Below are 12,238 nucleotides of genomic sequence, written 5' to 3' on the forward strand. Positions count from 1 at the left end.
TGGAAACTTGCTTGTTGTTGTTGTCATTCTTCCTCAGACTGATTCTGAGGAGGTGCTTGCGAATCTCAATCATCCTCTAATATGGCTCCTTCGATGTCTACGATCTGGAACCATTCGCCGTCAACCATGAATCGTCGTTTTAGCTCGTCGATACGCTCCACAATACCAATGACGTTGAGCAACTCCAGGGGGTGATACAGTCGGATGGATACTTTCTTCCTTCCAAGCAGTGATTCCGAAACAGCTCGGGACACATGTTCCCACTCTTGATCGTCGAGTTGGATTCTATCGCGGCGTTTCGCAGCATCCGACAAGCCATTGATGGCCAGTTTGTGTTCTGGCAACATCATGCGGCTGGATTCCCACAAGCCGTTGCCTTCAAGCTTCTTCCTCACTTGTAGTGGCCTCCTATCTTTTTGGAACGATCCATTGCCTGACCGGCCGGTGTCGCTGATACCGCCCTAAGGATGATCGAGTCTCCGTATTTTTCCTTAATTGCGTCTGTGGCGCGCTCCAAAGCCATCCATTTCTCTCGATTCTGGTCGAACAGCGACAACTGGTATTCATCGTCAGCGGTGAAGCCCGACAGGCTAACCCCGACCTTGCGCACAGGCAGACCGTCCCAATGACGCTGCAGTAGTTGCAAGGCTGCGCGGTAGACCTGGTTTGTGACGTTACTCGGATCGACCATCTTCATCTGGCGGTTAAAGCCGCTCGGTCTGTCGTAATCTGCGCCCATGCAGCCTACAGATACGACATGCCCCATGTAGCCTTTGCTACGGCAACGTTGGCAGACAAGTTCCGTCAACTCGAGCAGCACCGTACGGATCTCCTCTAGCTTGTAGTAATCGCGCGGCAACGTCATCATATGCCCGACGGATTTGGGTGCTACACTATGCGTGCCTGGCCGTACAGGACTATCATCTATACCGTTCGCAATACGCCAGTACAATTCAGCGTTGATGTCTGAGTTGCGGCCAAACTTGCGCCGCATGAGCACCTTCAATTTTTCAAGAGGTGTAGCTGCAATCTGTCCGATTGTTTCAAAGCCCATTGCGTTAAAATGTCGTGTCATACGACTACCGACCATAAACATCTTTGCTACCGGCAACTGCCATAAGGTGTCGGCCAGTTTATCAGGTGTTAGTGTATACATGCCAGCATCATTTTTCTTCGCGTAATTGTCGCAAGCTGTCTTAGCCAAAATCTTTGTAGGTCCGATACCAAATCGTGTGTAGATGCCTGTCTCAGCTTGTATTTGTTTCTGAATCAGAGCGGCCAGTTCTTCAGGCGAACCGTATAGATGGAGCGAGCCTGTCACATCCAAAAATTGCTCATCAATGGAGTAGGGTTCCACTAAATCAGTGTAAGATTCGTAAATGCGTGTAATCATTAGCGAAACGTCGATATAAAGCTGCATACGGGGCTTGATGATGATTAGGTCTGGGCATTTGGCTAGAGCATCCCCTAGACGCTCGGCTGTCGTAACCCCATGTGCCTTGGCGATTGGACATGCAGCGAGTATGATGCCTGAGCGGCGTTCTGGGTCACCAGCCACTGCCAGTGGCTTATCCTTGTATTCTGGGCGCTCTGACTTCTCTACAGAGGCATAGAAAGAGAGACAATCTGCCAACATTATTACAGGCTCCAAGGTACCACCTCCAAAATGAGAAAGTATTTTCGTTTTATTGTATACCGAATGTATGTTCGTGATGCGAATGGTAGAGCCTACTTGTTAGCTATTTCAATAATACATCTCGAAAAAATGAGCATAAATTAGAGGAATTGTGCTCACTTTTATTTATGCTCACTATACATATTTCAAGAAAATACTGATTTAACTAGGGATGAAAGGGTTTTCTGTATTTATGCACATACATTTTAATATAGATACCAAGCAGTACAACTTTGATCTCCTCCAGCTTCTCATAGTCACGCGGGCGCACATCAGTTTCAGCCAGCGATATTCGGAATGCTCCGCCTTCTCCACCGATGCATAAAACGATTGGCAATCCGCAAGCATAATGACTTTGTTAAGAGACATTTCGGCTCACCAGCTCTGCTGCTAATACATTTGCCGCAAGAAAGACGCGCTGTGCGCCGGAGTCTATACAAAAGGCTCTGACATAACCGTCTCTCACAGATAGGACACGAATTCTTCGTTTCGTAAACTTGCCTTTTTTGCTCATATAAATCACATCTACGACACAACCGACTAGGCTGAACCATTTTTCCATTGTCATGATGCATCTCCTCCATAACAAGAACGTTTGTTCTTATTATATACAGAACGCACGTTCTTATACTAGAGGTTATTTGTGGTTATTATTGACAAGGTTTGGTTGGGAACAGCTTCGCAGTCCAATTAGGCGTACGAATGCTATACGCGGAGCAGCACGGAAACCAATCACAAATAGGACAGTACATATTTACATCCATAATGCGCCAAAATAGAAGCAACATGGAAACGAAGGGTGCCGTTATGAACAAACAAAACACAGGTAGGCTAACGCCGTTTAGTCCGTCGCTGCATGCGAATGTCAAAACCATTCGCGATTGCTTCGGCAACAGCACGGATATCATAATCCGAATGTTTCGCAGCGATGCGGCTCCAGAACGTGAGATTGCCATTATTTATGTAGATGGAATCGTGAACTCACAAATCATTAATGAGAGTGTCATGGAGCCGTTAATGTCAATGAGGCTGCCGCAGCATGCTCATGTGAAGGGAAGCAAGCTGCTGGAAGCGCTTCGCAGCTGCGTCGTATCAATCGGCTCGGTACAGAGTGTGGACACACTAGAGTATGCACTCCAAAATATGACGGACGGATTATGTGTCATTATGGCGGATGGCAGCGCGGAAGCGCTGACGGCGGATGTGAACGGCGGCGAACAGCGCAGTGTTACGATTCCTCAGACACAGACCGTGATTCGTGGTCCGCAGCATGCTTTTGTAGAAAACATTCAAACGAACATCAGCTTGGTCAGGCGGATAATACGTTCCTCTGACCTTCATGTGCAAGTGCACAAGATCGGTCAGCAAACGCATACGAACGTAGCCGTTATGTATTTGCATGGAATAGCAGATGAAGGGATCGTTAAGGAGGTTTACCGCAGACTGGCGGCCATTGACATTGACGGTGTGCTGGAGAGCGGATACGTGGAAGAATTTATTCAAGATGATACGTTCACGCTGTTCCCAACGCTTTCAAATACAGAGAGACCGGACTCCGTGGCAGCAGCGCTGCTGGAGGGAAGAGTAGCGGTAATGATAGACGGCTCGCCTATGGTCTTAATGGCCCCGACTACATTTTTTTCGTTTTTTCAATCGCCAGAGGATTATTATCAACGATATGACATTGCATCCTTCGTTCGTCTCATCCGTTACGGTTCATATATCGTGTCGATTCTGCTGCCTGCCTTGTATATCGCAGTTACAACCTTTCATCAGGAGATGCTTCCGACAACGCTTCTTATTAGTCTAGCGGCGCAGCGAGAGGGGATTCCGTTCCCTGGACTGGTTGAGGCGTTGTTGATGGAGGTCACTTTCGAGGTGCTGCGAGAAGCAGGATTACGAATGCCGCGGGCGATTGGGCCCGCCATATCTATCGTGGGCGCTCTCGTACTCGGCCAGTCGGCTGTTCAGGCGGGCATCGTGTCAGCGGGTATGGTGATCATCGTATCCTTTACGGCGATTTCCAATTTTGTAATGCCGGAATTCAACATGGCGGCCACATCTCGTATTATTCGCTTTATCTTTATGATTATGGCCGGTATTTTTGGGTTTTTCGGCATTTTCATTTCTGTATTGTTTATGCTGATCCATTTGGTATCGCTGCGCTCGTTCGGAGTGCCGTTTATGTCTCCGCTGGCACCAGGTCCTACCAAGCAAGGACCATGGCGAGATGTGTTCGTCAGGCTGCCATGGTGGGCGGTCGTGCTTCGACCTCTAGATTTGAATCTGCGTAATCCAAGGCGGCGGCCGAACGGAAAAAAACCGCCGGCACAGCGTCATTCCGATAAGGCGTAATGAAAGGGGGAACCTGCCATGAAAAAATGGAGGCTGCTGCTGCCGATGCTCATTTGTTTGCTGGCAACGGGCTGCTGGAATCGCATAGAGCTGAATGATATTGCGATTGTTTCTGCTACCGGCGTTGATTGGAAGGATGGGAAATGGGTGTTGTCGTATCAAGTGGTCATACCGGAAGCCATTTCCAGTCAAAGCGCGAGCAACAGCACAGCGGCGGTCCATGTTTTTTCCACGCAAGGGGAAAGCTTCAGAAGCGCGGTCAGCAAAGCAAGCCAGGAGACGTCGCGGCGCCTCTATTTCGCACATAATCAAATTGTCATTATCGGTCAGGCTGCTGCGCGCAAAGGACTGGGACCACTCCTAGATACCTATTTGCGCAATCATGATTCCCGCGAGACGGTGAGCGTTTTCTTGTCAAAGGGAAGCGCGCGCCGGATGCTCGAACAATTGATTCCGCTTGAGAAAATTCCAGGCGCAGCCATACAGCGCATGATCAATAATGAAGAGATGAACAGCTCTGCCTTTCGTCAAATGACCATTCATAAAGTACTGCTGGATTTGCTGGGAACGACAAAGGCCACTGGCATACCCGGATTAATTGTGTCCGGTACGAAAGAAAGTGTGGACAATGCAGGGCAGCTTGCATACACCAGTACACCGTCAAAGGTGAGATTGTTTGAGCTGGGCCTTATTGAAGGCGACAAGCTGGTAGGCTGGATCAACAACGAAGAAAGCCAAGGCGTGATGTGGCTTGCAAATCAAGTAAAGAAAACGACGATTTCATTCGCATGCTCAGCGGATAAGAAGCAACCGAAAAACTCATCTATTCGCATTACGCATTCGGATACAACGCAGACTCCTAAATCTTCAAGTGGCAATTGGCTGATGGATGTGAGCGTAAAGGCGACTGGAACGCTGATGGAGTACAATTGCGAGGGCGATCTCATGAATCCGAAAGAAATAGAGAAGATACAAAAACGGATTGAGGACGAGATTGCAGCAATTATGCAAAAAGGCTGGAGCGCTGTCAGTAAGCATAAAGCCGATGTAATCGGCTTCGGAACGATCATTCACAATAAATATCCAAAGCAATGGTTAAAAACGTCGGGCAGTTGGTCGGAGCAGTTTTCGAACATCGAAGTAAAGATGAAAGTTAAGGTGAATTTGAATTCAACTGGCCTTAGCGGGAGTGGATTTAAGAAGGCGCAGGAAAAGGACCACCAATAACATAAGCAGAAAGGAGACTATATGCAGCAGATTGGCAAAAACCAGCTTTCGATTTTGATCATCGTTTTTTTAATAGGCAGCACCCCTTTGTTCGAGCTCGGCATACAGGCGAAGCAGGATGCTTGGCTGGCGATGACGCTTGCTGCAATTGCTGGTCTGCTGCTTATCGTTATGTACGTCCAGGTGCAGAAGCGTTCCCCGAATTCGGAGCTTGCTGAGCTTTATGTTATACACTTCGGAAAATGGATCGGCGGCTTTGTAGGCATACTTCACGCGTTATGGTTTGCTTATGAATCGATGCGCAACGTACGGGACGTCGGAGAGCTTACGATGACGGCGCTGCTCACCTTTACGCCGAAATGGATTGTTATGCTGCTGATTATCAGCGCCGCCGCTTATACCGTCAGCAAGGGAGTGGAAGTATTTGTCCGTGTCGTACAGCTTCTATTTCCGGTTGCAGCGCTCAGCTATGCTTTTATTATTTTGCTCCTGTTTGTTGCCAGGTTGCCCAAAATAGCACATTTGCTTCCCGTTTTTGAACACGGAATTGGGCCTGTCGTGAAGGCAGCCTTTCCAGATTTATTATCCTTTCCATTTGGACAAATGGTTATTTTTTTCGTTTTTTGGAAGCACGTGAGCGAGAAGAAAGGGATTGGGCCAGTCACTTACAAAGCCTATATTGGCGTATCCTTATTTCTAATTCTAATGAATATCATTACGCTATGCGTATTAGGGCCAGAGCTGTCCTCGCTTACAGCACTGCCGCTGCTTGAGGTTGTGCAGTTAATTAGGCTTGCTAATATATTGGAGAGGCTTGATGTGCTTGTAACCTTGCTTCTGTTCATCGGTCTATATGTTAAAATGACTGCGCTATACATGGCATCGGTATTCATGTTCAATATGATCACTGGTATTGCCTACCGATATTGTGTGCTGCCCATTGGTCTCATTATTTATGGGGCGTCGTTTATCGAAGCCAATAATACTTCCCATATTTGGATTGGACTCGATGTTACGCTGAAGATTGCGCCGTTGTTCCAAATTGTGCTGCCGCTGCTTATGCTTTTCGTCGGAATACGCAAGAAATACAAAAAGGCTGCATGATTGAAAGTTGCGCGCAGTGCTCACCCAAGCGGATAGGCTGACATATTTTATGAGTAAGTGAGCCGTTTATACTTGCTTGAGGAGGATACGCGTGAGCGATGCCAATAGCTGCATGACAAGCATTATTCTCGTTACCTACAATAAGCTTGAATACACGAAGCAATGTGTGGAAAGTATTCGGAGACATACGCAAAGAGGCAGCTATGAGCTGATTATTGTAGATAATGGTTCGACGGATGACACGGTAAAATGGGCTAAAAGCGAGAGCGATATCATCGTAATCGACAATGGCTGCAATGCTGGTTTTCCTAAGGGCTGCAACCAAGGATTGGCCGCGGCCTCGGGCGATCTTCTGCTGCTGCTAAATAACGATACAATTGTAACGCCAAGCTGGCTTGACGGTCTCAAGCGCTGCTTATTTAGTGATGAACGAATCGGGGCGGTCAGCCCCGTTACGAATTCGGCTTCCTACTGGACGACGATCCCGGTCGACTATACGACGATAGATGAAATGGAGCTGTTTGCTTCTGCACTGCATGCCAACCCTGACAGAACAAAATGGGAGGAGCGCGTGAAGCTGGTTGGCTACTGCCTTCTGCTGCGGAGAGAGGCATGGGAGAAAACGGGATCGCTCGACGAGATTTTCGGAATTGGCAACTTTGAAGATGATGACTATAGCCTCCGGCTCCGGCTGGCGGGATATAAGCTGATGCTGTGCGGCGATACGTTTATTCATCATTACGGAAGCGTCTCTTTTAGCTCAGAGCCAGAACAATATGTACAAAACTTCAGAAAAAATGCTATTGTTTTTATGTCCAAATGGGGCTTTGACCCTGGTGCTGCAACGTATATTAGAATGGATTTCAGCACCGTAATTGAGCGGGAATCGCATGAGTACAGACGCGAGAATTGCTCGATTATGGAAATAGGCTGCGGGTGCGGAGCTACGATTTTGCATATGAAAAAGCAATTCCCATCCGCAATATGGTACGGAGTTGAGCGTAATGAGCTGGCGGCTAGAGTAGCAGAAGCTTCGGGAATTACCGTATTCCGCTCGATTGATCCGAAGGATTGGAGGCTGCCTGCTGAAGGTCTTGACGGCATCGTAATCGGAGATGCTCATGCTTACGGGACACCGCAAGCCATGAAAAATCTAGTTCGTCTATTAAAGCCTGGCGGCTGGCTAGTCGGGTGCTTTGCCAATCGCTATTATTTCGACAATATTCGGCAATATTTAGATCCTGCTAATGCACAAGCACAGCATCAAGCAGCATCACAGTACTCAGCAGAACAAGTTGGCCAGCTTTATTTGCAGGCCGGTTTTACCTATGTGAAGATTACACGTGCGGATAATAAACCGCAGGAGCAGCTTGAATACATCCATCTGCTAGAGCAGCTAACGTCTGAAGAGATGTCAAAAGAGCTGGCAGCTGCATACTTGCTCGTATATGGACGCCTTGCTCCTGCAGCAGAGACCCAAGCTACAGCAGACTTAGAAAGTTCGACGGCTGATGAAGAAGCAAAGCTTGAATGGCTGGATGAGCATGTTGATCTAGGGCAATGACAGCTGGTGCAGGAGCTGCACGTTCTGGCTGCCTTATATAGTAAGAGGATGAGTATCGTGGCTTGATGATAATCATTTTCAAAAAAAACTAGCATTAAATGCGGGTTTTGCTATACAATGAATGGTATTGACGAAACCGAATATGTTCCGGGGAGCTGGTTAGGCCGGCTGAGAGGGGATTTTCTATACAATTCCGACCCGTTAAACCTGATCTGGATAATGCCAGCGTAGGGACAGAAGCTCTGTTTAGCAAGCAGGCGAGATCAAATTGATCAAGCATTTGCTGTATAAACAGCTGCACAGCCAATGATATGGCGTCCTCCGGATTAGGGGGACGCTTTTTTTTTGTTGCGATTAGAATGATGCAGCCATGGAACCGGATACTACGAGGAGTCGTCGCCTATAAGAATCGAAGCATGGAGAGGGGAACAACATCATGAATCAGAAAAAAACAGGGCATTTGTCGTGGAAAATCGTGGCCGCGATGCTAGTGTTCGTATTGGCGCTGGCAGGCTGCGGCGGTGGCGCTGGGAACAAGGGCGAACAGCCGAAAGAGCAAGAGGGAACAGCGGACAAGCCGCTAGAGAAGGTACAGGTTGTACTCGACTGGACACCAAATACGAATCATACCGGACTTTATGTAGCTAGAGATAAAGGTTTTTTTAAGGAGCAAGGCCTGGATGTTGAAATTATTCAACCAGGACAAAGCGGTGCCGATCAAATGGTCGCTTCTGGCAATGTACAGTTTGGCGTAAGCTATCAGGAGTCAGTCACGATGGCGAGAATTGCCGGTGTGCCGCTCGTATCGATCGCTGCTGTCATTCAGCACAACACCTCAGGTTTTGCTTCTCCGCTTGCAAAGGGAATCGATTCACCTGAGAAATTTGAAGGGAAAACGTATGGTGGCTGGGGCGCTCCTGTTGAGGAGGCGGTCATTCAATCGCTTATGCAGGAGAAGGGCGCAGATGTGAGCAAAGTAAATATGATAAGCATCGGCGACGGCGACTTCTTTACGGCAGTGAAACGGGATATTGATTTTGCATGGATTTACTACGCATGGACTGGCGTGGAAGCAGAGCTGCGCGGCGAGAAGATCAATATGGTTTATTTAACAGATTACAGCGACAAACTGGATTATTATACGCCGGTAATCGTGACGAACGAAGGTTTGATTAAGGATAAGCCGGAAACCGTCAAAGCGTTTACTGCTGCCGTATCCAAAGGCTATCAATACGCGATCAGCAATGCGGAGGATGCAGCAGAAATTTTAATAAAAGCAGAGCCGGATTTGAACGCAGAGCTTGTGCGCGCCAGCCAAAAATGGTTAAGCTCCAAATATCAAGATGACGCGCCGCGCTGGGGCGAACAGAAGCTAAGCGTATGGGAAAACTATGCGGCATGGATGTTTGAGCACAAGCTGCTGGAGAAGGAACTTGAAGCGGAGAAGGCATTTACGAACGAATTTTTACCACAATAAGCAATTCGAACATACGGAGAGCGGGAAAGCCCGCTCTCACATACAACAAAGAGAGAAGGAAATCCGATGGCTAATGCATTAGTAAGCATTCAAATTTTACCGACAACACCAGGCGGCGAGAGCGTTATTCCCTACGTAGATCGTGCCATTGATATTATTAAAGCGGCAGGTGTTCCTTACCGTGTAGCACCGCTTGAAACGACGATGGAGGGTGAGCTGAGCCATCTGCTCAGCGTGGTTCAGTCGATGAGTGAGGCCATGGCGGAGATGGGCTGCCCGTCCGTTATTTCACAAATTAAAATTTACTACAATCCGGCAAACGGCGCTTCCATGGGCAGGCTGCTGGAGAAATACCCAGATGGGCAATAAGAAATTGATTTGGTCGAAAGTATGGAAACCGGCAGCGCTTCTGATCGTGCTGATTGCCTGTTGGCAGGCGGCTGCATCGCTTGGATTATTTCAACAATGGCTCATTCCTTCTCCGATATCAATCGTGAAGGGTGCTATCGCTATTTGGCCAAGGTTAATGATGCATACGGGAGCGACAGTGCAGCTGACACTTATCGGATTTTTAGGAGGATCGGCGGTGGGCTTATTGCTCGCCGCTTTGCTGCATTTAATTCCCGGCGTTCGATCGGCGGTGTATCCACTGCTCGTGCTGTCGCAAAACGTACCCATCATAGCGATTGCTCCAATTTTGACGATGCTGCTAGGCTATGGCATGCTGCCAAAGGCGCTGCTGGTCATCATGGTATGTTTTTTTCCCATCACGGTTGCCATGCTGAGCGGGCTTATGAATACCGATGCACAGCTTCGCAACTATTTGCAAATGATCGGTATTCGCAAATGGCAGCTGTTTTGGAAACTAGAGCTTCCTCATGCGATTGTTCATTTGTTTTCGGGCTTGAAGATTGCGGCCTCATATAGTGTGTTAAGCGCAGTTGTTGCCGAATGGCTTGGTACAAACAAGGGTCTTGGCTCATTTATGCTTATTTCGTCCAAAGGTTTTATGCCAGATCGTGTATTTGCGGCAGTTGCTATCATCGTTGCGCTGAGCTTGACTTTATTTGGTTTAGTAACGCTAGCGGAGCGTCTTGTCATACGTTGGCGCCCTGAGAAAGAGGTGAGCTGACAGTGGCCAATCGTACTGGGCATCATTCAGTGACGCTTCAAACGCAAAATATTCGGATGAAGTTTGGCAAAGGACAGATGAGCAAAGAAGTGCTTGGCGGATTATCCATTTCAATAGCAGATGGGGAGTTCGTATCGATTGTAGGGCCGTCCGGCAGCGGTAAAACAACCTTGTTTCAAATTATCGGCGGTTTGGAACGTCCTACGGAAGGCGAAATATGGATCGATGGCAAGCAAACGACGGGCGAACGCGGACATATTTCCTATATGCCGCAGCAATCGTCGTTGCTTCCATGGCAAACCGTTGCCGGCAATATAGAGTTGTCGCTTACGATCTCTGGCGTTGATAAAAAACTCGCGAAGGCGAGGACAAAGGAATGGCTCGAGCGAATCGGGCTGCAGGAATATGCGGATTCTTATCCGCATGTGCTCTCTGGAGGAATGCAGCAGCGGGTTTCTTTCCTCCGGGCACTGCTTGCTCCGCAGAATCTCATGCTGCTGGATGAACCGTTTGGTGCACTGGACGCCTTGACGCGGCAGCAAATGCAGCAGTGGCTTATGTCGATCTGGGAGCTGAACAGAAGATCGGTGCTGCTCGTTACCCATAGTATTGAAGAGGCTTTGTTTCTATCGGATCGGATTATTGTGCTGTCACCATCGCCGGCAGTGGTGCTGGAGGAGTTTCAAGTGCCATTCGAGCGTCCGCGCCACGAGTCTTTATGGACAGACCCACGGTTTTATGCGATGAAGCAGCGCATTTATGATCTGCTTAAGACGGGTGCGAAGGAAGGAAACGTATAGATGGCGATACAAACAAGCAATGATCCGCACGAAGGGCAATTGTACTCGGAATTTCCTCAGCAGGAAGGCACATGCATAGACGCGCATATTCATATTGATTTGTATGAAGCAGAGCAGCGTGATGAGCTTCTAGAGCGTGCGTTCGCAGAAGGTGTAGAGCTGTGATTGCCGTATCTATGCATTTGGAATCGTCTATTGTGAACCGTGACATTGCCCTGCGTTACGCAGGACGTGTGCACCCTGCTTATGGTTTCCACCCAGAGCAGCCCATACCTGCCGATATGGAGCTTGATGAGCTATTCGATTGGATTCGTTTGCGTCATGAAGCAGGGGAACGGTTTGCAATTGGCGAAGTAGGGCTGCCGTATTATACGCGGACAGAAGCGCAGCAAGCTGGGGAAAATATCGTTTTTGATGAGAATCCATACCTGCAGCTGCTGGATCGTTTTGCTGCGCTGGCAGCCGAACTTGATCGTCCGATTGTATTGCATGCAGTATATGAGGACGCCGGCAAAGCTTGCGACATATTGGAGCGGCATGGTGTTCGCAGAGCGCATTTTCATTGGTTCAAGGGCGATGCTGAGGTTATTCGCCGAATGGCGGCAAATGGCTATATGGTGTCGATAACGCCAGACGTCGCTTACGAGGTAGAAATACAGCAGCTTGTAAGGGATTATCCCATTGAGCTGCTGATGGTGGAGACGGATGGGCCATGGCCGTTCGAGGGGATCTATGCGGGTCAGACGACGCGGCCTGCAATGGCTGCAGATGCAGCAAAGCATATTTCGAAAATAAAGCAGCTGCCAGCTGAGCAGGTTGCGGAAATAATGCTAGTCAATACGCGCCGCTTTTATGGGCTCCTATAGTATTCAATTCATACAGAAAAGGCCGCTCCATCAGAATG

Annotated in this window: 13 protein-coding genes and 1 riboswitch; of the genes, 10 read left to right on the forward strand and 3 right to left on the reverse strand. The window is 48.4% G+C overall.

Annotation, left to right across the window (positions count from 1 at the left end; all coding sequences use genetic code 11):
- Positions 1 to 65 precede the first annotated feature (65 nt).
- From AB4Z45_RS24800 to AB4Z45_RS24810, 3 genes are all read right to left on the reverse strand, one after another.
- Complete coding sequence (locus tag AB4Z45_RS24800; RefSeq protein WP_441912290.1) at positions 66 to 395, reverse strand: YolD-like family protein; 330 nt, start codon at positions 393 to 395, stop codon at positions 66 to 68.
- Positions 392 to 1,636, reverse strand: coding sequence for a DNA polymerase IV (locus tag AB4Z45_RS24805; protein ID WP_441912291.1), 1,245 nt, complete (start codon positions 1,634 to 1,636; stop codon positions 392 to 394). The genes AB4Z45_RS24800 and AB4Z45_RS24805 overlap by 4 nt, the downstream gene beginning before the upstream one ends.
- 397 nt (positions 1,637 to 2,033) lie before the next feature.
- Positions 2,034 to 2,243 carry a hypothetical protein gene (locus AB4Z45_RS24810; RefSeq protein WP_076268302.1) on the reverse strand — a complete coding sequence of 70 codons (210 nt, stop codon included), beginning with the start codon at positions 2,241 to 2,243 and terminating at the stop codon, positions 2,034 to 2,036.
- A 239-nt stretch (positions 2,244 to 2,482) separates the two neighbouring features.
- On the opposite strand from AB4Z45_RS24810, the gene AB4Z45_RS24815 reads away from it, so the two are divergent.
- The 10 genes from AB4Z45_RS24815 to AB4Z45_RS24860 all read left to right on the forward strand — a co-directional run bounded on the left by AB4Z45_RS24815 (position 2,483) and on the right by AB4Z45_RS24860 (position 12,200).
- A complete protein-coding gene (locus AB4Z45_RS24815) occupies positions 2,483 to 4,030 on the forward strand; it encodes a spore germination protein (RefSeq protein ID WP_441912292.1) in 1,548 nt (515 codons plus the stop codon).
- 18 nt (positions 4,031 to 4,048) lie between these two features.
- Positions 4,049 to 5,257, forward strand: coding sequence for a Ger(x)C family spore germination protein (locus AB4Z45_RS24820; RefSeq protein ID WP_441912293.1), 1,209 nt, complete (start codon positions 4,049 to 4,051; stop codon positions 5,255 to 5,257).
- A 21-nt stretch (positions 5,258 to 5,278) separates the two neighbouring features.
- Positions 5,279 to 6,361: a GerAB/ArcD/ProY family transporter gene (locus AB4Z45_RS24825; protein WP_441912294.1), complete on the forward strand. Its 1,083-nt coding sequence runs from the start codon at positions 5,279 to 5,281 to the stop codon at positions 6,359 to 6,361.
- A gap of 91 nt (positions 6,362 to 6,452) precedes the next feature.
- Entirely contained in the window at positions 6,453 to 7,925 is a 1,473-nt protein-coding gene (locus AB4Z45_RS24830) for a glycosyltransferase (RefSeq protein WP_441912295.1), read from the forward strand.
- A gap of 138 nt (positions 7,926 to 8,063) precedes the next feature.
- Positions 8,064 to 8,176, forward strand: a riboswitch (TPP riboswitch).
- A gap of 185 nt (positions 8,177 to 8,361) precedes the next feature.
- On the forward strand, positions 8,362 to 9,402 hold the full coding sequence (locus AB4Z45_RS24835) for an ABC transporter substrate-binding protein (protein ID WP_441912296.1): 1,041 nt from the start codon (positions 8,362 to 8,364) through the stop codon (positions 9,400 to 9,402).
- 66 nt (positions 9,403 to 9,468) lie between these two features.
- Complete coding sequence (locus AB4Z45_RS24840) at positions 9,469 to 9,771, forward strand: thiamine-binding protein (protein ID WP_076268307.1); 303 nt, start codon at positions 9,469 to 9,471, stop codon at positions 9,769 to 9,771.
- Positions 9,761 to 10,534: an ABC transporter permease gene (locus AB4Z45_RS24845; protein ID WP_441912297.1), complete on the forward strand. Its 774-nt coding sequence runs from the start codon at positions 9,761 to 9,763 to the stop codon at positions 10,532 to 10,534. Before AB4Z45_RS24840 ends, AB4Z45_RS24845 begins: the two co-directional genes overlap by 11 nt.
- Before the next feature lie 2 nt (positions 10,535 to 10,536).
- The gene (locus tag AB4Z45_RS24850; protein WP_441912298.1) at positions 10,537 to 11,334 is read left to right on the forward strand and encodes an ABC transporter ATP-binding protein; all 798 of its coding nucleotides are present in this window, start codon (positions 10,537 to 10,539) and stop codon (positions 11,332 to 11,334) included.
- Complete coding sequence (locus AB4Z45_RS24855) at positions 11,335 to 11,499, forward strand: hypothetical protein (protein ID WP_441912299.1); 165 nt, start codon at positions 11,335 to 11,337, stop codon at positions 11,497 to 11,499.
- The gene (locus AB4Z45_RS24860; protein ID WP_441912300.1) at positions 11,496 to 12,200 is read left to right on the forward strand and encodes a TatD family hydrolase; all 705 of its coding nucleotides are present in this window, start codon (positions 11,496 to 11,498) and stop codon (positions 12,198 to 12,200) included. The genes AB4Z45_RS24855 and AB4Z45_RS24860 overlap by 4 nt, the downstream gene beginning before the upstream one ends.
- Positions 12,201 to 12,238 lie beyond the last annotated feature (38 nt).

The organism is Paenibacillus sp. MCAF9 (genome assembly GCF_052114265.1).
In the GTDB taxonomy this organism is placed as follows: Bacteria; Bacillota; Bacilli; order Paenibacillales; family Paenibacillaceae; genus Pristimantibacillus.

Excerpts from the sequence above, each read along its gene's own strand:
- AB4Z45_RS24815 (WP_441912292.1), top strand. The coding sequence starts at position 2,483 with ATGAACAAACAAAACACAGGTAGGCTAACGCCGTTTAGTCCGTCGCTG.
- AB4Z45_RS24810 (WP_076268302.1), bottom strand. The coding sequence starts at position 2,243 with ATGACAATGGAAAAATGGTTCAGCCTAGTCGGTTGTGTCGTAGATGTG.
- AB4Z45_RS24825 (WP_441912294.1), top strand. The coding sequence starts at position 5,279 with ATGCAGCAGATTGGCAAAAACCAGCTTTCGATTTTGATCATCGTTTTT.
- AB4Z45_RS24835 (WP_441912296.1), top strand. The coding sequence starts at position 8,362 with ATGAATCAGAAAAAAACAGGGCATTTGTCGTGGAAAATCGTGGCCGCG.
- AB4Z45_RS24845 (WP_441912297.1), top strand. The coding sequence starts at position 9,761 with ATGGGCAATAAGAAATTGATTTGGTCGAAAGTATGGAAACCGGCAGCG.
- AB4Z45_RS24820 (WP_441912293.1), top strand. The coding sequence starts at position 4,049 with ATGAAAAAATGGAGGCTGCTGCTGCCGATGCTCATTTGTTTGCTGGCA.
- AB4Z45_RS24840 (WP_076268307.1), top strand. The coding sequence starts at position 9,469 with ATGGCTAATGCATTAGTAAGCATTCAAATTTTACCGACAACACCAGGC.
- AB4Z45_RS24855 (WP_441912299.1), top strand. The coding sequence starts at position 11,335 with ATGGCGATACAAACAAGCAATGATCCGCACGAAGGGCAATTGTACTCG.
- AB4Z45_RS24805 (WP_441912291.1), bottom strand. The coding sequence starts at position 1,636 with ATGTTGGCAGATTGTCTCTCTTTCTATGCCTCTGTAGAGAAGTCAGAG.